The organism is Streptomyces sp. NPDC001599, from assembly GCF_042893535.1.
Taxonomy (GTDB): domain Bacteria; phylum Actinomycetota; class Actinomycetes; order Streptomycetales; family Streptomycetaceae; genus Streptomyces.
The window spans coordinates 368,205-387,702 of record NZ_JBIAVA010000001.1; the positions used below are offsets into that span (position 1 = coordinate 368,205).

18 protein-coding genes are annotated in these 19,498 nt (G+C 72.8%); 13 read left to right on the forward strand and 5 right to left on the reverse strand.

Annotated elements, in window-relative coordinates:
* Positions 1–143: 143 nt before the first annotated feature.
* The 6 genes from ACFYZ3_RS01780 to ACFYZ3_RS01805 all read left to right on the forward strand — a co-directional run bounded on the left by ACFYZ3_RS01780 (position 144) and on the right by ACFYZ3_RS01805 (position 5,815).
* A complete protein-coding gene (locus ACFYZ3_RS01780; protein ID WP_388513281.1) occupies positions 144–836 on the forward strand; it encodes a tryptophan 2,3-dioxygenase family protein in 693 nt (230 codons plus the stop codon).
* Positions 833–1,681, forward strand: a complete 849-nt coding sequence (locus tag ACFYZ3_RS01785) for an alpha/beta hydrolase (protein ID WP_388513284.1) — start codon at positions 833–835, stop codon at positions 1,679–1,681. Before ACFYZ3_RS01780 ends, ACFYZ3_RS01785 begins: the two co-directional genes overlap by 4 nt.
* A gap of 121 nt (positions 1,682–1,802) precedes the next feature.
* Positions 1,803–3,353, forward strand: a complete 1,551-nt coding sequence (locus ACFYZ3_RS01790) for an amino acid adenylation domain-containing protein (RefSeq protein WP_388513286.1) — start codon at positions 1,803–1,805, stop codon at positions 3,351–3,353.
* Between the two features lie 127 nt (positions 3,354–3,480).
* A complete protein-coding gene (locus ACFYZ3_RS01795; protein ID WP_361014943.1) occupies positions 3,481–3,717 on the forward strand; it encodes an MbtH family protein in 237 nt (78 codons plus the stop codon).
* A gap of 34 nt (positions 3,718–3,751) precedes the next feature.
* Entirely contained in the window at positions 3,752–4,699 is a 948-nt protein-coding gene (locus tag ACFYZ3_RS01800; protein WP_388513289.1) for an ATP-binding cassette domain-containing protein, read from the forward strand.
* Positions 4,700–4,792: 93 nt separating this feature from the next.
* On the forward strand, positions 4,793–5,815 hold the full coding sequence (locus ACFYZ3_RS01805) for an ArsR/SmtB family transcription factor (RefSeq protein ID WP_388513291.1): 1,023 nt from the start codon (positions 4,793–4,795) through the stop codon (positions 5,813–5,815).
* Between the two features lie 257 nt (positions 5,816–6,072).
* Here the strand turns inward: ACFYZ3_RS01805 and ACFYZ3_RS01810 are convergent, their stop codons facing one another.
* The 5 genes from ACFYZ3_RS01810 to ACFYZ3_RS01830 all read right to left on the reverse strand — a co-directional run bounded on the left by ACFYZ3_RS01810 (position 6,073) and on the right by ACFYZ3_RS01830 (position 12,884).
* Entirely contained in the window at positions 6,073–8,604 is a 2,532-nt protein-coding gene (locus ACFYZ3_RS01810; RefSeq protein ID WP_388513293.1) for an FtsX-like permease family protein, read from the reverse strand.
* Entirely contained in the window at positions 8,601–9,398 is a 798-nt protein-coding gene (locus ACFYZ3_RS01815) for an ABC transporter ATP-binding protein (protein ID WP_388513295.1), read from the reverse strand. The genes ACFYZ3_RS01810 and ACFYZ3_RS01815 overlap by 4 nt, the downstream gene beginning before the upstream one ends.
* A gap of 95 nt (positions 9,399–9,493) precedes the next feature.
* Entirely contained in the window at positions 9,494–10,018 is a 525-nt protein-coding gene (locus ACFYZ3_RS01820) for a flavin reductase family protein (RefSeq protein ID WP_388513298.1), read from the reverse strand.
* Entirely contained in the window at positions 10,015–11,307 is a 1,293-nt protein-coding gene (locus ACFYZ3_RS01825) for a cation:proton antiporter (RefSeq protein WP_361014954.1), read from the reverse strand. Before ACFYZ3_RS01825 ends, ACFYZ3_RS01820 begins: the two co-directional genes overlap by 4 nt.
* A 26-nt stretch (positions 11,308–11,333) precedes the next feature.
* Entirely contained in the window at positions 11,334–12,884 is a 1,551-nt protein-coding gene (locus ACFYZ3_RS01830) for a tryptophan halogenase family protein (protein WP_388513300.1), read from the reverse strand.
* 408 nt (positions 12,885–13,292) lie between these two features.
* Between ACFYZ3_RS01830 and ACFYZ3_RS01835 the strand changes: the two genes are divergently transcribed.
* The 7 genes from ACFYZ3_RS01835 (at position 13,293) to ACFYZ3_RS01865 (ending at position 19,468) form a co-directional block, all read left to right on the forward strand.
* Complete coding sequence (locus ACFYZ3_RS01835) at positions 13,293–14,021, forward strand: BTAD domain-containing putative transcriptional regulator (RefSeq protein ID WP_388513303.1); 729 nt, start codon at positions 13,293–13,295, stop codon at positions 14,019–14,021.
* A gap of 167 nt (positions 14,022–14,188) precedes the next feature.
* A complete protein-coding gene (locus ACFYZ3_RS01840; RefSeq protein WP_388513305.1) occupies positions 14,189–15,187 on the forward strand; it encodes a LysR family transcriptional regulator in 999 nt (332 codons plus the stop codon).
* 31 nt (positions 15,188–15,218) lie between these two features.
* Positions 15,219–15,497, forward strand: coding sequence for an acyl carrier protein (locus ACFYZ3_RS01845; protein WP_388513307.1), 279 nt, complete (start codon positions 15,219–15,221; stop codon positions 15,495–15,497).
* Positions 15,498–15,532: 35 nt separating this feature from the next.
* Positions 15,533–16,837, forward strand: a complete 1,305-nt coding sequence (locus ACFYZ3_RS01850; protein WP_388513310.1) for a beta-ketoacyl-[acyl-carrier-protein] synthase family protein — start codon at positions 15,533–15,535, stop codon at positions 16,835–16,837.
* Positions 16,837–17,922: a beta-ketoacyl synthase N-terminal-like domain-containing protein gene (locus ACFYZ3_RS01855; protein WP_388513313.1), complete on the forward strand. Its 1,086-nt coding sequence runs from the start codon at positions 16,837–16,839 to the stop codon at positions 17,920–17,922. The genes ACFYZ3_RS01850 and ACFYZ3_RS01855 overlap by 1 nt, the downstream gene beginning before the upstream one ends.
* A 62-nt stretch (positions 17,923–17,984) precedes the next feature.
* Positions 17,985–18,731 carry a 3-oxoacyl-ACP reductase FabG gene (fabG, locus tag ACFYZ3_RS01860; RefSeq protein ID WP_388513315.1) on the forward strand — a complete coding sequence of 249 codons (747 nt, stop codon included), beginning with the start codon at positions 17,985–17,987 and terminating at the stop codon, positions 18,729–18,731.
* A gap of 32 nt (positions 18,732–18,763) precedes the next feature.
* Positions 18,764–19,468: a DsbA family protein gene (locus ACFYZ3_RS01865; RefSeq protein ID WP_361014967.1), complete on the forward strand. Its 705-nt coding sequence runs from the start codon at positions 18,764–18,766 to the stop codon at positions 19,466–19,468.
* Positions 19,469–19,498: the final 30 nt, after the last annotated feature.

Here is a 19,498-nt window from a genome sequence, read left to right on the forward strand (position 1 = left end):
CCGGAAGTGGCCCTTTAAGGCTCCGCTTGATCACGGTGATCCGCCCCGCGCCACGTGGCTACGCTCGCCGGGACGACGCCCCTTTCGGCTTCCGTGCCCGAGGTTCCGTACACGAGGTTCCGTGCACGAGGAAGAAGGTCCCCGTGAATGCCGTGACCGCCGCCCCGCCCTACGGCCAAGTGCTCCGGCTCGAGGAGCTGTTGCGGGCCGCCCGCGTCCATGACGACGACGTGGACCACGTCCTGTTCCTCGCCACGCACCAGTCCTGCGAGATCCTCTTCGCCGTCGCCCTGCGCCACCTGGAGGAGATCCGCGCGGCCCTGGACGCGGGCGACGCGGACAGGGCCGCGCGCAGGGCTGCCCCGCTGCCGCGGCTGATGGACACGCTGACCCGGCACTTCGACGGTCTCGCGACGCTGACCCCGGCCGCGTTCGAGGACATCAGGACCGCCCTGGGCGACGCGAGCGGATTCCAGTCCGCGCAGTTCCGCGAGCTCGAGTTCCTCTGCGGACTGCGCGACTCCCGCTACCTGACCACGGGCGGCTTCACCGAGGCGGACCGCGCCCGGCTCCAGGCGCGGCTGGGAGAACGCTCGGTGGCCGAGGCCTACCGGGACTTCGCCGACTCGTGCGCGGACCGGCCGGCCGCCGAACGGGTGCGGCTCGCCCTCCTGGAGTTCGACGAGGCCGCGGCCGTGTGGCGGGCCCGGCACGCCGTGCTCGCCGAGCGCTTCCTCGGTACGGCCGTGGGCACCGCCGGGTCGGAGGGCGCCGGCTACCTGTGGCGTGCCGCCCTGCGCCGGATGCTGCCCGAGGTGTGGACCCCGGTGCCGTGACCGGGCGCGACACGGCCCGCGCCGCCCTCGACCGGGACTACTCGCCCAGCTCGCGCGTGCTCGACCTGGACGTCCACCTCGCCCGGTACGCCACCGACAGCGCCCGGGCCCGCGCCGCCCTCCCCGTCCACCTGGACGTGCCCTGCGGCCCCCTGCCCGAGCAGCGGCTCGACCTGTTCCCGGCGCCCGACCCGCACGCCCCGCTGTTCGTCTTCGTGCACGGTGGCTACTGGCAGGAACTCAGCAAGTCCGAAGCCGCCTTCGCCGCCCGGGACTTCACGGCCGCCGGGATCTCCTTCGCGGCGCTCGGCTACGGTCTGGCTCCGCGCTTTCGCCTGCGCGCCATCACCGCGGCCGTCGGCGACTCGCTGCGCCGCATCCGCACCGGCCGGGCCCGCCTGCCCATCGCACCCGGGGCCGTTCACCTGGGTGGTCACTCCGCCGGGGCCCATCTCGTCGCCTGCGCGCTCCTCGACACCGACGGGCCCCACCCGGCGGGGTTCGCCTCCGCGACCCTGATCAGTGGCGTCTACGACCTGGAACCCCTGCGGCACACCTACGTCAACGACGCCCTCGGCATGGACGCCGACGAGGCCCGTGACTGCACCCCGCTGCACCGCCTGCCCGCCCGGCTTCCCCGGCTCGTCGTCGCCGTCGGCGACAACGAGACGGACGCGTTCACCGCCCAGCACCACCGGTTCGTCGGCGCCGCCCGGGCGGCCGGTGCCGACGTGACCGGTCTCGTCGTACCCGGACGCCACCACTTCGACCTGCCCTTCGACCTCGCCGACCCCGGCACGGTGCTGGGCGCCGCGGTGCTGCGGGCCGTGCGCGACAGCCGCTGACCGGTGAGTTTCGGTGGGGGCTTAAGAGCGTGGTCGGGGCGGTCGGACGGTTCCTACGCTGGCGACTGCCGGAAGACCGTGCCGGCGCCCTCGCCCCGTCCCTCCCCGAGGAGTCCTCGTCATGGTCCGTGTGCCCCATCCCAGTGCGGTGTCCGGCGCGGTGCGCCCCGTCGCGGAGCCGACCGTCGTCCACATGGTCGTACGGCACGTGCGGACCCGGCCCGACGCCGTGGCGGTGCGTTCGGCCCGGGGCGCCCTCACCTACCGGCAGCTGTGGCGCCGGGCGCTCGTCGTCGCCGCGGCCCTGGACGAGGCGGGCGTCGGCGCGGGGGACCGGGTGGCGCTCATCGCCGCGCGCACCCCGGACACCGTCGCGGGAGCCCTGGCGGTGATGGCGCTCGGGGCGGCCTACGTGCCCATCGATCCCGAGCACCCCGGTGAGCGCACGGCCGCCGTACTCGCCGGCGCGTCTCCCGCCGCGCTGCTGCACTCGGGACCCGACGCGGCCGCGGGGCTGTCCGTCCGGTCCGTGCCGTTCGTCGACATCGCGGCCCTGCCGGACGCCGAGGCCCCCGACCGTGGCGCCGCGCTGCCGGGCCCGGAGGACATCGCGTACGTCGTGTTCACCTCCGGTTCGACCGGCACGCCCAAGGGCGTCCGGGTGCCGCACGCGTCGCTCGCCAACTACGTCTCCTGGTGCGGCGATCTGGTGGGGTCCGACGGCACCGGCAGCCCGCTGTTCGGCAGCCTCGGCTTCGACCTGGCGATGACGTCGCTGTGGGTGCCGCTCGCGCAGGGCCGCACCGTCGTGACCGTCGCCGGACTGTGGGACCAGGAGACGCTGTTCGGCCAGCGCCCGGAGAAGTACACGTTCGTGAAGATGACCCCGTCGCACGCCCGCTTCTTCGACGTCCTCGCGCAGCCGCCCCGCTACGACCGGACGACGCGGCTGCTGATGTTCGGCGGCGAGGGCCTCGACCCGGCGCTCATCGCCTCCCTGGGCGACCGTCTCGACGGGGTCCGGCTCGTCAACCACTACGGTCCGACCGAGACCACCATCGGCTGCTGTGCGTTCGCCTTCGACCGTGCGACGCTGCCCTCGACACCGACCGTGCCGATCGGCCGGCCCGCCTGGAACACCCGGGCCTACGTCGTGGACGACCAGCTGCGGCCGGTGCCGCAGGGCAGCCCGGGCGAACTGGTCGTCGCGGGGCGGGCGGTCGCCGCCGGCTACCTGGGCCCGCGGCCTTCGGGCGAGCGGTTCATCGACGAGGCCGAGCTGGGCGGTCCTGCCGGGCGCGCCTACCGCACGGGCGACGTGGTGGAGCTGCGCCCGGACGGCACCCTGCTGTACCTCGGGCGCGGCGACGACCAGTTGAAGGTGAACGGCCACCGGATCGAACTCGGTGAACTGCGCCACCACGTGCTGTCCGTGCCGGGTGTCGCCGACGCGGTGTTCGACGTCGTGCGCGGCCCGATCGACACGCTGGAGCTGTTCGTACGCCCCGTCACGGCGGGCGGCACCGAGGACCTGGCCGTCACCGTGCGGTCCGCGCTCGCGGCGGTGCTGCCCTCGGCCCTGGTGCCGGAGGCCGTGCACACCGTGCCGGAGATCGTCGTGAACGCCAACGGCAAGTGCGACGTGGCGGCGACCAGGACGCGCGTGGCCTGAACGAGGAGCCCTCGGGCGGCACGCATCAGCGGGGAGTCAGCGTTTCGTCAGCGCGGGTCGAGATCCTCGATGAGCCCGGTGCAGGACCACCGGGCGATCGAATCCGACACGACCTGGAGTGTGCGACGTGGCGAACCCCTTTGACGACGCGGACGGAACCTTTCTGGTGCTGGTCAACGACGAGGGCCAGCACTCCCTGTGGCCCGCCTTCGCGGAGCGGCCCGCCGGCTGGACCGTGGCCCTCGACGAGACCTCGCGGGACAAGGCGCTCGCCTACGTGGAGGAGCACTGGACCGACCTGCGCCCGCGCAGCCTGCGCGGCCCCTCCGCCGACGCTCCGGCCGCCGACGTCCCGGCAGCCTGACGAGCCCGGCCGAATCGGGGCGTGAGGAGCAGCGGTGGCAGCGGCGGAATGGGCGATCGAGGCCGAGGGCCTGTGCAAGCGGTACGAGCGACACCAAGCGCTCGGCGGAGTCGACCTGGCGGTGCCACCGGGAACCGTGCTCGGCCTGCTGGGTCCCAACGGGGCGGGCAAGACGACCACCGTCAGAATGCTCGCGACCCTGCTCGAACCGGACGGCGGCCGGGCCCGCGTCGCCGGTTACGACGTGGTGCGCCGGCCGGCCGAGGTACGGCGGCGCATCGGGCTCGCCGGACAGTACGCGGCGGTGGACGACATGCTCACCGGGCGGGAGAACCTCGTCCTCATCGGCACGTTGACCCACCTCGGCCGGGGCGCCGCGCGCGCCCGGGCGGCCGAACTGCTCGACCGGTTCGAGCTGACCGGCGCCGCCGACCGCCCGGCGCGCACCTACTCGGGCGGTATGCGGCGCCGGCTCGACCTGGCGGCCTGCCTGGTGGCGAGGCCGTCCGTGCTCTTCCTCGACGAGCCGACCACGGGCCTCGACCCGGTCAGCCGCTCCGGTCTGTGGGACGCGGTCAAGGAACTGGTCGCGGACGGTGTGACCGTGCTGCTGACCACCCAGTACCTGGAAGAGGCCGATGTCCTCGCCGACCGGATCGCGGTCATCGACACCGGCCGTGTCATCGCCGAGGGCAGCCCGGAGGAGCTCAAGCGCACGGCGGGGGAGGAGCGGCTCGAAGTGGCCCTCACCCGGCCGGAGAACGTGGCCCGGGCCGCCGACGCGCTGCGTCGGGTCGGCGGGGGCGAGGCGAGCGCGGACCCGGCCGACGGCACCGTCTCGATCGTGCTGAGCGACGGCATGCGGAGCATCGAGTCCGCCGCGGCGGCGCTGCGCCGGGCAGGCGTGGACGTCGCCGACTTCGCCGTGCGCCGGCCCACCCTCGACGACGTCTTCATCTCCCTCACCGGCAAGTCGGCCTAGCGGCCCTGTCAGGGATCGGGCCGGCCCCGGCCGGATCCGTGACAGGCCCTGGGCGACGGTTGCCGCCAGCAGCGTGACCACGGGGGCATCATCATGCAACGAATCCGCTTCACCCCGGCCGACTTCGCCCGGGTCCGGCTGAGGACGACCGCCGGCCCGCTGGTGGAGAGCGCCTTCGCGTACGGGCTGCTCGGGCGCGGCGTCGGCGCGCCGTTCGCCCGCTGGCGCAGCCAGGTCGGGGAACGGCTGGCCCAGTGCCCGCTCCCGCTGAGCGGCGGCAGTGCCGCCCCCGGCCTCGACGGGCTGATCGATCTCATCGAGCGCAGTGGCCGCTGCGTCAGCACCGACCCCTTGGCCGTCCGGAGCGCGCCGGGCCGGCACTTCCCGCCGGCGGTCGGCGATCTGTCGCTGGTGTGGCGGGCCGCCGTCGCGCCGTACTGGGAGCACGTGCGGGCGTACCTGGAGACCGAGTGCGAGGCCCGCGGCCGCGTACTGATGGCGGGCGGGGTGGAACTGCTCCTGACCACCCTGCACTCCAGGATCACCTGGCGTGCCCCGGTCCTCGAGATCCACGACGGCCCCGACGAGGACATCGACCTCGACGGGCGCGGCCTGGTGCTCACTCCGTCCGTGTTCCTGGCCCACCGGCCGGGCCGGGTCACCCGCCGCCTCGCCGAGAACGGACCGGTCGTCCTCGCCTTCGCCGCGCCGCCCGACACCCATCAGGCGGCCGGACTGTGGGACGAGCCGGACGACAGCGGCCAGTCGCTCGGCGCCCTGGTCGGGCAGACCCGGGCCGCCGCGCTGCACGCCCTGCGCAGCAGTTGCACCACCAGCCAGCTGGCGGACCGGCTCGGCATCTCGGCGGCGGGCGCCAGCCAGCACACGGCGGTACTGCGCAGGGCGGGCCTCATCACGACCCGCCGCATCCGCAACACGGTGCTGCACACCCTGACCCCCCTCGGCGTCGCCCTCCTCAAGGGCATCTCCCCCCGCCCGGCGAAACCGGCCGCCGTGGGAGACCCGGTCCGCCGCCGCCCGGCCGGCGCGACGGTGCGCCACCGCGACCCGCGCCAGGTGACCGGCCTGGCGGCGAGCAGCACTCCCGCCGCCTGAAGCACGGCCCACCACCCCTCCACCCCGGCACCGGGGGCGGCCCTCCCCGCACACTGCGGAGGCCCCGCCCCGGCCCGCCGCGTACCCGGCCACGGCACGCCGGTGCACGGCTCCGGCGCGGAGCGCCCGCCCGCCCGGCGGGCCCGCGGCACCGGCGGGGCGTCCGTGCGGTGGGCCCGTGGTGCCGAAACGGCGGTGCCCGGCACGGTACTGCGTGCCGGGCACCGCCGTTTCGGGGGAAGGCGGCGGGTGTGCCGCTACTCCTTGATCCCGGCCATGTCCCCGGGACGGCCCCGCAGGACCGCACCAGCGGCCAGCAAGGTCGTCATCAGGGTCAGTGCCGTCGCCCCGGCCACCACCGCGACGAGAATCCACGGTGAGCCGCCGGGCACCGCGGTGCCCAGGACGCTCATGCTCAGCGGCACCAGCGTCGCCCCGGCGACCAGGAGACCGAGGATGACACCGGCCAGGGCCACCAGGGACGCCTCGACCGTCATCATCTGGAGCACCTGGCGGCGCGTCGCCCCGATGAGACGCTGGAGCATGAACTCCTTGCGCCGCTCGGTCGTCGCGAGGACCTGCGTGTTGATCAGGGCGAGCGTGGCGTAGCCGACGACGACGCCGAGGACCAGGTACGCCATCCACGCCTGCGTGTCGTCCGCGTCGGCCTGCGCCGCCTCCAGGACCTCCCTTCCGCTCACCTGGAGACCGGGCTGCTCCTTCGTCAGCTCGGAGAGGGACGCGGTCAGCCGGTCGGGGTCCGTGCCGGCGGCCGCGCTCACCAGGATCTGCGGGACCAGCCCGCCGTCCGTGTGCCCGACGAGCAGCGACGCCGGAACGAGCGCGGTCTCGTACCCGCGCCGCCCGTCGACCGTGGCGACCAGCTTCAACTCGACCTGCGTGCCGTCACCGAGCCGCATCGGGACCAGGTCGCCCAGCTCACGGTCCTCGGCGTACCGGGCGGGCAGCACCACCGAGTCGCCGCTCAGGTCGGCCAGGCTGCCGGACGCCGCACGGTAGGCGGTCGTGCGGTCCAGGCCCTCGTGCGTGACGCCCAGCATCGACAGCTCGGTGGGCTGCGGTCCCGTGTCCTCACCCTCGCTGGGCCGCATCGGCTCGTCCGGCTCGATGTAACCGGTCGTGGGGATCTGCGCGGACGCCGCCGCCACCCCCGGCTGCGTACGGACCGTGTCGACGAGGTCGAGCGGCAGACCGCCGGACGCCGACGTCACGACGACGTCCGCGCGCATGTTCTCCTCGAACGCCTGCTTGGCACCGTCGGACTGCGTGGTCTGCATGTAGATCAGGCCGACCGCGAGCCCGCTCGCCAGCATCACCGGCATCACGGCCGAGGCGAGACGGGCCGTGCGGGCCCGCGCGTTGTGCGCCGCGAGTTCACCGGAGAGCCCGGACAGCTTGCTGACCGGACGGCGCAGCGCGGCGACCATGGCCCGCACCACGACGGGTCCGAGCAGACCGAACGCCGCCGCCCACACCATCGCCGCCGGAGTGGCGACCCCGGCCGCGTCCGGCCCCGCCGAACCCGCGGTGCCCCAGGCGAGGGCCGCGCCCCCGGCCAGGCACAGCAGCCCGACGACCAGCCGGAAGGCGCTGAACCAGCGGCGTTGCAGGGTCGCCTCGGCCAGCGCCTCGGTCGGCTTGGTGCGGGCCGCGCCGTGCGCCGCGATGTACGCCGAGCCGACAGCGGTCAGCAGCGCCGTGCACACCCCGGCGATCACCGGCCAGGAGCCGGCCCGGTACGCGATCGAATCCGGTACGACGCCCGCGTCCGCGAACGCGTCCAGCAGCCACTGCCCGAAGCGTGGCCCGGGGATGGTGGCGAGGCCGGTGGCGACGACCGCGAGGAAGAAGGTCTCGCCGAGGACGAGGCGGCGCAGCTGCCCCGGTGTCGCACCGATCGTCCGCAGCAGTGCCATCTCGCGCTGCCGCTGCTGGATCGAGAGGCCGAGCGTGCTGGCCACCACGAACACGGTGACCATCGCCGACAGACCGCCGAACGCCGCGGCGAGCGGGATCAGGTCGCTGCCGTCGGCCACCACGCCGGGGTCTTCGGCGCGGCCCCGCTCGTCCCCGGTCAGCACGGTGATGGGCGAGCCGTCGACGACCTCGCGGACCGCGGCGGCGACCTTCTGCGGGTCGGTGCCGGAGGCCGGGAAGACGCCGATGTTGTCGGTCGTGCCGACGCGGTCGGCGACCCGGGCGGCCTCCGCGTCCGCGAGGAAGACGTCGCCGCCGTCGTCCGGGCCGGTGGCCAGGCCGGAGATCCGGTAGTCGTGCTCCGCGCCGTGGACGAGGAGCCGGACGCGGTCGCCCGTCTTCAGCCCCGCACCGTCCGCCAGCTCCCGGCCCAGGACGATCGTGCCGTCCGCGGCGGGCGCCGCACCCTCGGTGAGCCGGTAGGAGGAGAGCCTGGTCGAGGACCAGCCGTGGCCGGTGACCGAGCCGCCTTCGGACAGGGCCGCCGGGAACGACAGGTCCCGTACGGCATCCTCGACACCCGGGACCTTCGCGATCCGGTCCGCCAACGCGGCGTCCATGTGGGACCGCTCGGGGAAGACCAGCTCCTGCTGGGTGTAGGCGTAGCGCTGGTCGCCGGAGACGACGATCGGCGCGGCGGACAGCCGGTGCGGCGGTGCCGCGTTGTGGATGCCCGTCTCCAGGAGCGCGCCGGAGCCGATGACGATGACGGCGCCGAAGAACAGGGCCACGAACGAGGCGATGAAGCCGCTCTTGTGGAAACGCAGTGTGCGCAGCGAGATACGGATCACCGGTGCACCCCGTGTTCCGGCCGCTGGATCGCGAACGGGTCGCTCCACGTGCCCAGGCTCTGCATCTGCTCCGTGACCTGCTCGACCGTCGGACCTTCGAGCGTGCCGATGAGCCGGCCGTCGGCGAGGAAGACGACGCGGTCGGCGTAGGCGGCGGCCACCGGGTCGTGCGTGACCATCACGATCGTCTGCCGCGCCACGTCCACCGACTGCCGCAGCAGCGTGAGCACTTCGGCGGCGGTGCGCGTGTCCAGGGCGCCGGTCGGCTCGTCGCCGTAGATCACCGCGGGCTGCGTGACGAGCGCCCGCGCGATGGCGACGCGCTGCTGCTGACCGCCGGACAGCTCACCGGGGCGACTGCGCCGCCGGCCCGACAGACCGACCTGTTCGAGGACTTCGTCGACCAGGGCCTTCTTGGGACGGGTGCCCGACAGGCGCAGCGGCAGCGTCACGTTGTCCACGACGCTGAGCGCGGGGAGCAGGTTGAACGCCTGGAAGACGAAACCGATGCGTTCGCGGCGAAACTTGGTCAGGGCCTTCTCCCGCAGCGAGGCGAGGTCGACCCCGTCCAGGTGCACGGACCCCGACGTCGGCCGGTCGAGGCCCGCGGCGCAGTGCAGGAAGGTGGATTTGCCCGCCCCGGAGGGGCCCATGACGGCGGTGAACGTGCCCCTCTCCAGGCTGATGCTGACGTTGTCGAGGGCCGTCACCCGGTTCTTCGGGCCGCCGTAGAACCGGGTGACGGAATCGAGGCGGACGACTGGCTGGGTGTGCGGGTCCTGTGTCCCGTTCATGGGTGTCCTTAGGGCGTGGAAAAGGCAGGGCCGGAGCAGGGGGTGCGGGGCGTGCGACGGGGAGGCGGCACGCCCCGCACCCGTTGGCCGGGTGGTCAGCTGGTCGTGGGCCAGGCGGCGAACTGCCGCAGCCCGTACAGGAGCGGGGGCCGCCCGCTCGGCCGGCGGATGCGTCGTACGCGTCCGTACACGGTCGTGTGGTCGCCCATGCGCTGGGTCAGGGCCACGGCGCAGTCGGCGATGGTGTGCGCGTGCCGGGGGAGATGGGGTCCCGCGGCCTCGGCCGTCCGTTCCCAGTGCGTCTTGCGGAACCGTTCGGAGTCTCCCGAGGCGAAGAGTTCGGCGAGGCCCCTGGCGTCCTCGTGCAGCAGGTTCACGGTGAACTCGCCCGAGGCGAGGACGGCCTGGAGCGTGGGGCTGCCCTCCCGCAGGCACACCAGGAGGGTCGGCGGGTCGAGCGCGACACTGCACACCGACGAGCACGTCATGCCGCGCGGAGTGCCGTCGAGGTCCTGTGCGGCGATCACGGCCACCCCGGTGGGGAAGCTGCCCATCATCACGCGGAAGTCGTCGGACGGTGCGGCCGTGGCCGCCGTCGTCCGGACGGTGGACTGGGTCATCGGATACCGCCTTCTGCCGCCACGGCGACCGGAGGGTTCGGGGTGGGTGGTTCGAGATCGCCCGCGCCGCGGTCGAGAAGGCCGAGGAGCGGGCCCGTCACGGCGGTGGTGGCCACCGCCATCACGGTCAGCGCGAGCACCAGGGGAGCCGTGAGGATGCCTGCCGCGAGCCCGGCCTGGAGCATGATCAGTTCGGTGAGCCCGCGCGCGTTCATCAGCACGGCGATCCGTCGGGACGCCGCGGGTCGCTGACCCCCCAGGCGGGCTCCCAGGTAGCCGCCGATCCCCTTGCCCGCACAGGCGAGCACGAGGGCCGTCACGACCAGCGTCCAGGAGAGCCGGGAGAAGGCCTGGTCGAGCACGGTGACCCCGGTGACGACGAAGAACGCCGGCACGAGCGCACGCCCGGTCCGGGTCAGTGTCGCGACCATCGGCGACCACGGAGTGTCGTCGCCCGTGGGGATCGCGAGCCCCACCAGGGCTGCGCCGAGGATCGCCGTCATACCGAGGTGCTCCACGGCCGAGGCCACGGCGAGCGCCGTCGCCCCGAGCACCACGGTGGCGGTCCGCGGCCGGCGCGCGCACGCCTTGCGCACGGCCGGCACCCGCAGCCCGTACCGCACGGCGAGTGCCCCCGCCGCACCCGCCGCGATGCCGAGGAGGGAGTGCAGGAAGCCCGTCGCGCTGCCGGCCCCCAGACTGATCGCCAGCATGCACAGCAGCCAGCCGACCGCGTCGATCGCGACGGCCGCGGACAGCGCGAGCCGCCCGGCCGACGTGTTGTTCATGCCGCGGTCGGCGAGAATGCGGGCCATGACGGGGACGGCCGTGATGGACATCGTGACGGCGACCATCAGCACGAACGCGGCGGTGGGCGCGGTCCCGCGCACCACCGGGTCGTCCTCGAGCAGCACGTACCCGGCGAGCAGCGCGCCCGCGCACAGCGGCGGGACCAGCGAACCGGCCGCCACCCAGGCGGTGGCGCGCCGCTCGGTGCCGGAAGCGGCCCGCAGTTCATGGGCCAGCCCGACGAGGAACAGCACGAGTCCGGCCTCGGTGACGACTTTCAGCGCGTCCAGCGCGGAACCGGGCAGCACCGCGTCGAACGTGTCCCGGCCGAACAGGTGGAGCACGGCGGGCCCGGCCAGCAGACCCACCACGATCTCGCCGATCACCCCGGGCTGGCGCAGCCGGCGGGCCAGGCCCCGGCCCACCCGGGCGAGCAGCAGAATCGCGGCCAGCAGCGCCGCCAGGTGTGCGGCGTGGCCCAGCGGTTGCAGGGAATCCATCGCGCGGGACCCTCCAGCCGTCGTCGTCAGTGTTGGGCGGCGAAATAGTCGTACGCCTTCGGAAGCGTCTCGGTCAGTCGGCGGGTCTTGTCCCGGATCGCCGCGAACTCCCGCTCCGCCGCACCCGAGTCGGCCAGGGAAAGGGCCGGCGAGTGCTTCAGCTCGATGCCGCCCATGCCGAGCAGGACGCACATGTACGAGTAGGCCGGCAGACCGTGGTAGTAGGGGAAGACCGTCTCCGAGTCGGGTACCTGGGTCTTCCACTTCTCCAGGCGGGCCGCCAGCCCGTCCGGTATGCGCCGGGTCTTCGCGTCGCGCCAGTACTGCGTGTCGTTGCGCTTGGCGGCGACGTAGTGCAGCACGAGGAACTCCCGGATGCCGTCCATGACATGGGCGACCGAGTCGTTGTAGAGGTCCCGCTGGACGGGGTTCCAGGACTCGTCGGGGAAGTACTTGGCGAGCTGCTCGATGGCGTGGTGGATGAAGAAGATGCCGGTGGACTCCAGCGGTTCGACGAAGCCGCTGGACAGGCCGATCGCGACGCAGTTCTTGACCCAGGAGTTCTCGCTGCGGCCGATGCGCATCTTGATGTGGTTGGCCTCGACGTCCGCCGCGGCCGGGCCGACGAACTCGCGCAGGGTGCGCTCGGCCTCCTCCGGGGACAGATAGTCCTTGGCGTACACGTAGCCGGTGCCGATGCGGCCCATCAGCGGGATCGTCCAGATCCAGCCGGCGTCCTGGGCGGTGGCGGTGGTGCACGGAAGGATGCCGCGGGACTTCATGTCCTGCGGGACCTGGAGGGCGACCGCGCTGTCGTTGGGCAGGGTGTCCGCGTAGGAGACGAACGGGACCTCGAGGGCCTTGTTGAGGAGCAGCGCGCGGAACCCGGTGCAGTCGACGAACAGGTCGCCCTCGATGTCGCCGTGCTCGGCCGTGGTGACACCGGAGATCCAGCCGCGCTCGTCCAGGTCGACCTTCTGGACGTCGTCCGTGATGTGCTTGACGCCCCGCTCCACCGCGTACGCCGTCAGGTACTTGGCGAGCAGCGCCGCCTCGAACTGGTAGGCGTAGGGGAACTGCGTCTTGCCCTGGTGCTCCACCATGGTCAGGCCCTGCATCTCGTCCGCGCCCTCGTCGAAGGGCTGGTCGATCAGCGTGCCGTCCAGATGGCGGGGGCTGAGCCCGGCGTCGATGACCGAGGGCATCACGAAGCAGTCCTGGTCGAACCGGTCCGTGGGGCCGTCCTTCAGCCACCAGTCGGTCAGCGGGAACCCGTTGACCGACCGCATCTGCTCGAAGGGGTGGTAGAAGTAGTGGCCCTTCTCCCGCCAGTTCTCGAACCGGACCGCGAGCTTGTACGTCGCGTTGCACGCCGGCATCCAGTCCTTCTCCTTGAGCCCGAGGAACTCGAAGAAGTGCCGGATGTCGCTGAACGTCGCCTCGCCGACCCCGACCGCACCGACCTTGCCGGACTCCACCAGCGTGATGTCGATCCGGTCGCCGAACGCCGCCTTGAAGTACGAGGCCGTCATCCAACCCGCTGTCCCGCCGCCGACGATCACAAGTCTGTTGAGCATGGGGTGACTCCTTTCGCTGACCGACTTCCCGTACACGGGAGGAGCCTAGGAATCAGCCACGGAGCACAACAGGTTGTTAAGTCGGCGCTGAAACACGCCGGTTGAACCGGTCCGGTGGCGGGTACACCCCGGCGTCAGCGAACCGTCAGTGAGGATCGGCATTATGCCGACGTGCCGCACGCGCAGCAAGGGGTACCGAGTGCGTGCGCGTACTCGGCGACCGTGCTCGGGCCCCGGCCATACCTCCCGGGCGCTCGCCGGTGGCGCGAATGGTATTTCCCCCGACCGGTGGACAGAGGCGATATTGGGCCATCCAACCGACGAATACGGGGGCGTTCGCAAATGGACCCAGTAGGCATACAGGTTCTCGGTTCCGTCTCGGTGCGCCACGGCGGCAGGCAGCACACCATGGTGTCGAAGCGCCTGACGGCGATCCTCGCCCTGCTCGCACTCTCGCCCGGCCGCACGATTCAGGCCGACCAGCTGGAGGACGAGCTGTGGGAAGGCCGCACCCTCACCAACGCGCGCAACGCGCTTCAGGCCGGCGTCGGCCGGCTGCGCAGGCATCTGGGGTCGATCACGGGCCGGCGCGGGGACGAGCTGATCCGCACCGTGGGCGGCGGCTACCAGCTCGACGTTCCGGCCGGCGCGGTGGACGCCCACCGCTTCCGTGAGCAGGCGCGCAGCGGTGCCGACCTGGTGGCCGGCGACCCCGCCCTGGCCGCCGTCGTACTGGAATCGGCCCTGTCCCTGTGGCGCGGCCCCGCGCTGAGCGACGTGCACGACGGACTTCGGGTACGCATCGCGGCGGCCGACCTGGAGGAGCAGCGCACCACCGCGTACGAGGATTTGATCACCGCGCGCCTGGCGGTGGACCCGCACCGGATCCCTCTGCCGGAGCTGCGCCGGGCGGCCGCCGAGCATCCCGAACGGGAGCGGCTGAGCGAGCTGTTGATGCTGACGCTCTATCACGCCGGCCGCCAGGCCGAGGCCCTCGACGTGTTCCATCTCGCGCGGCGCAGACTCGCGGACGACATGGGACTCGAACCGGGCCGCGCACTGCACCGTGCCTATCAGGCGATTCTGGAACAGGACGCCAGACTCGGTGAACCACGACAGGTTCTCGCCCATCGCTGAGGTGTCACTGAAGGAATACTGACGAACGGCAGAACGGGGCTGCCACTCCCCGGTCCCACGGCTAAGTTGGAGTACCAGTGGAACTCCGCTCGTTCCGGTCCCGAGCTCTCGAAAGGGTCCCGGAACGGGCGGATTCGGTATGTCCGCTCGGGGATTTAAGGCGGCTCATGGACATCGAACTCAGACATGCGCGTGTCGTCGTCACCATAAGTGAAGCCGGGAGCATTTCCCGCGGCGCGAGCGAACTCAATCTCCCTCAGCCGAGCATCACCGCCCAGCTCAAGCGCATCGAGAGAGCCGTCGGCGGCGAACTGTTCGTGCGCTCCCGGAGCGGTGTCACGCCCACCCCCCTGGGGGAGCGGCTGATCCCGTTGCTCGGCGACCTCGTACGGCGGGCCGACGAGGTGACCGCCCAGGCGAGCTGTGCCACCGCCGGCCAACTGCGCCTGGGCAACACCGAATGGACCCCGCCCGCCCTCGGCGACACCCTGCAGAGCGTGCTGCCCGGCACCACCGTCGCGACCGAAACCCTCTCACCGGCGGCCGCCGTGGCGGGTGTGCGCCGCGGCTCGCTCTCCGTGGCCCTGGTGCCGGGCCCCGCCGTTCAGCCGGGCACCGCGTCCGACGTGGCCGATCCCGCCGTCGGCAGCGAGATCGTCGTGCGCGAGCCCGTCTGGCTCGCGCTGCCCGCGCACGGCGAGTGGTCCGGACGCGCCTGGGTGCGCTACTCGCGGCACCACTGGCTGCACACCGTCGAGGAACGGCTGCTCGAGAGGCCCGGCCGGGCCGGCCCCGACACGGTGCTGCACCAGGTCAGCACGCAGCGCGAGGCGATGACGTGGGTGCACGACAGCGGAGCCGCGGCCCTGGCCACGCCCTCCGGCGCCACCGCCGACGTACGCCTGGACCCGCTTGCGGACACCGAGCTGGTCGACATGCTCCTGGTGTGGCGCCGCGGCGCGGTGACCGAGGAGACCCTGCGCCGCCTGGTGCACGCCGTGCGCGACTACTACTGCGCGTACGCGCGCACGGTGCCCGGCTACTGGGAATGGCTCGTCGAGCACCGTGCCGAGCTGCCCGAACTGCGTCCGCACCTCGCACGGTCCGCAGGCGCACAAGACCCAGGGGCAGAGCCTGTCAGCGCGTGGTCAGCGGCGCGTCAGTGAGGGGTCAGCGCCTACCGCCAGCATCGTAGGCATGACAACAACGAACTCGCTCAACGCCGAGGACCGCGCCAGGATCAAGGAAATCATCTGCGACGTCCTGGAGATCGAGCCGGAGGACATGACCGGCACCAGCCGCTTCAAGGAGGACCACGAGGCGGACTCGATGGGCGCCATCGAGATCCTCTCCCAGCTGGAGCGGACCTTCGGCGCCGACATCGACCAGGCCGAACTCTCCCGCATGGTCAACCTGGACAGCGTCGTGACCGTGGTCGGCGAGGCCGTCGCGGCCCAGCCCGCCCGGGCCAACTAGCCACCGCCGCCTGACGGACACGACGGGAGCGCACGGTGTACGACGAGGAGCAGCAGGCGCGCCGGGTGGTCATCACCGGACTCGGCGCCGTCACCAGCATCGGGCTCGGAGCCCCGGCCTTCCTGGACGGACTGAGGTCCGGCCACAGCGAGGTCAAGCCCATCACGGCCTTCGACACGACCGGCTTCGCGCATGCCAACGCGTGCGAGGTGACCGACTTCGTGCCGGGGGAGTGGATCCACCACGTCGACCCCGAGGAACTGGGCCGGGCCACCCAGTTCTCCGTCGCCGCGGCCAACATGGCCGTCGCGGACGCCGGTCTGAGCCTGCCCGAACTGCGCGAGCGCAGGGTGCTGGTCTCGGTCGGCACCACCGACGCCGAGTCGCGCGATCTCGACACGCTGGCCGGCATCCAACTGGAGGAGGGTCCTGAGCACCTCCCGCCCGGCCTGGCGCGCCGGGCGCAGGCCGGTCACCTGTCCCTCGGCATCGTCCGCGAACTCGGCCTGGAAGACGTCGAGGCCCTGACCATCCCGACCGCCTGCGCCGCGGGCAACTACGCGATCGGCAGCGGCTTCGACGCCATCCGGCACGGTGAGGTGGAGGCCGCGCTGTGCGGCGGCGCCGACGCCGTGTGCCGCAAGACCTTCACCGGGTTCTACCGCCTGGGCACCATCGCTCCCGAGGTCTGCCAGCCCTTCGACATCGACCGCAAGGGAATCCTCACCGGCGAGGGGGCGGGCATCCTCCTGCTGGAGAGCATGGAGTCCGCCCTCGCACGCGGGGCGCGGATCTACGCCGAGGTGCTGGGCTACGGACTGAACTGCGACGCGCACCACCCCGTCTCGCCCGACCGGGACAGCCTCGCCCGCTGCATGGAGATCGCCCACCGCAACGCCGGCGTGGCCCAGGACGACATCGACTTCATCTCCGCGCACGGCACGGGGACGCGGGCCAACGACGCGACGGAGACCGGCGCGATCCGGCAGGTCTTCGACACCCCGCCGCCCGCGGTCTCCATCAAGTCGATGATCGGCCACTCCATGGGGGCGGCCAGTGCCCTGGCGGCGGCCGCCTGCGCCCTCGCCATCACCGAGAACTTCATCCCGCCGACCGTCAACCACCGGGAGACGGACCCCGAGTGCGGACTGGACTGCGTGCCGAACGAGGCCCGCCCGGCCGTCCTGAACGTCGTGCAGAACAACGCGCTCGCCTTCGCGGGCAACAACGCCGTCCTGATCCTCGGCCGTGCGGACCGCGCGACACGCACGGACGGCGCGACACGTACGGACCGCGCGACACGCACGCAACACACGGAGCCCGGCAAGGAGGCCGCGTGATGTCGTCCCTCGTCATCTCCGCCTGGTCGGCGATCACCGCCTACGGCGTCGGCAACACCCCCCTGCGCGACGGGCTCGCCCAGGGACGCGACGCCGTGGCCCCCCTCGACCGCGACGTCCACGACGTTCCCTACCGGCGGGCCGCCCTGGTGCCCGACTTCACCGCCGCCCGCTACCTCGGCAAGAAGGGCGTGCGGACCATGGACCGGGTGACCGCGCTCGCCGTCACCGCCGTCGGGGGACTCGTCGAGACCGTCGCCGAGGAACACGCGGAGCGGTCCGAGCAGACCGCGCTGGTCCTCGGCACCGGCTCCGGCAGCGTCCAGAGCATCATGGATTTCACCAGGGACTCCCTCTCCGGGGAGCGCCCCTACCACGTGGAGGCGGCCCGCTTCCCGAACACCGTGATGAACCGCGCGGCCGGCCAGAGCGCCATCTGGCACCGCATCAAGGGCCCCAACGTCACCGTGGCGGGCGGGTCGCTGACCGGCCTGCTCGCCCTCAGCCACGCGCTGCGGCTGCACCGGGGCGGACACTGCGCGCGCGTGTTCTGCGGGGCGGCCGAGGAGTTCTCCACCCAGCGCGCCTGGCTGGAGTGGCACGGCAGGGCCGACGAGGACCGGGAGGCCCCGCTCGGTGAGGGCGCCGCGGTCCTCCTGGTCGAGACCGCCGAGGACGCCGCGGCGGCGGGCCGCACCGCCCTGGCCCGCGTCGGAGCCGTCCGCTTCCGCGCCCACCGGAAGGCCGACGGCCTGCGCGAGGCGCTCACCGGGTGCGTCCGCGAAGCGCTGGACACGGCAGGTGTGGCGCCCGCGGACGTCCGGTACGTGGCCCCGCTCGGGGGCGGCGGCAAGCTCGCCGCCGAAGAGGAGCAGGCCGTCACCGACGCCCTGCCCGGCGCGCGTCCCGAGTGGACCCGGCTGAGCGAACGCGTCGGCGACACCTCCGCCGCGGCCACCGCGCTCCAGCTGGCCGCCGTCCTGGCCACGGCCGGCGAGCGGGGCCTCGGCCCCGGCGAGGCGGCCCTGGTGACCGGTGTCCAACGAGACGGCCAGGTCGGCTGCGCCGTGCTGGCCGGGAGCTGAGCCGTGCGCACCCCCGCCACCGAACGCGCGGAGCCCCGCCGCAGAACCTCCAGGAGACGAGCATGTCCGTAACCGATCGCCCCGTCGCCCTCGTCAGCGGCGGCTCCCGCGGCATCGGCCGCCATGTGGTGACCCGGCTCGCCCGCGACGGCTACGACGTGGCCTTCTGCTACCAGTCGGACAAGGCGGCCGCCGAAGCGGTCGCCGAGGAGGCCACCGCGGCGGGCGCCCGCGTGCACGCCGCGCGCGCCGACGTGACCGACCACGACGGCGTGCGCGACTTCGTCAAAGCCACCGAACGCGAACTGGGCCCGCTGCACACCGTGGTGTCCTGCGCGGGCATCGTGCGCGACAACCCGCTGGTACTCCTTACGCCGGACGACTGGGACGCGGTCGTGCGGGTCAACCTCGACGGCACGTACCACCTCTGCAAGGCGGCGGTCTTCGCGATGATGAAGCGCAAGGCCGGGTCCGTGATCACGCTGTCGTCCGTGGCCGGCGTGTACGGGAACGCCACCCAGGCCAACTACTCGGCCACCAAGGCCGGAATCATCGGCTTCACCAAGGCACTCGCCAAGGAGTCGGGCCGCTACGGCATCCGTGCCAACGCGGTGGCGCCCGGCTTCATCGACACCGACATGCTCTCCGGTCTGGCCGCCGAGCACGTCGAGAAGATGACCGAGCGGATCCCGCTCGGCCGCCTCGGCCGCCCCGAGGAGGTCGCCGACCTGGTGGCCTTCCTCGCGTCCGACCGCGCCTCGTACGTCACCGGACAGGTATTCGGAGTCGACGGCGGCCTCGTCGTGTGACCGCAAGCCGCCAGACCGGAAGGGGGCCCACCATGCCCAAGAACAAGACGCCCAGGTTCTACTTCTCCCTGCGCAGCCCCTACTCGTGGCTCGCCTACCGCACCGTGATGGCCGAGCACCGGGACCTCGCCGAGCGCCTCGAATGGGTGCCCTTCTTCGAGCCCGACCCGCTCAGCGCCCGGCTCATGGAGGAACAGGGCGGTCGGTTCCCCTACTCGCAGATGTCCCGCGAGAAGCACCGCTACGTCCTCCAGGACATCGGCCGCCTCACCAGGTCCCGCGGGATCGACGTGGTCTGGCCGGTGGACCGCAACCCGGTGTGGGAGGTCCCGCACCTGGGCTACCTGGTCGCGCGCAGCGAGGGCCGCGGCCACGACTACATCGACGCGGTGTACCGGGCCAGGTTCGGCCGGGGCCGCGACATCTGCGACCCCCGGACCATCGAGGACATCGGGTGGGAGCTGGGCATCGACCCACGGCGGCTGTCCCGCGCCGCCGACCAGCCCGAGCTGCGTGCCGAGGGCATCCGCATCCTGCTGGAGGTCTGCGCGGACGGAGTGTTCGGCGTCCCGTTCTTCGTGCACGGCTACAGCCGGTTCTGGGGGATCGACCGGCTCGACGCCTTCGTGGAGCACCTGCGCGCCCAGGAGCAGCCGGCCCCCGAGCTGCCGCGCGAGCTCACCGCGGCCGGCATCGGCACCGCCACCGACGACGGGCACGCGGGCGGCTGCGGCTGACCGTCCCCGTCCCGACCGCCTCACCCCCCC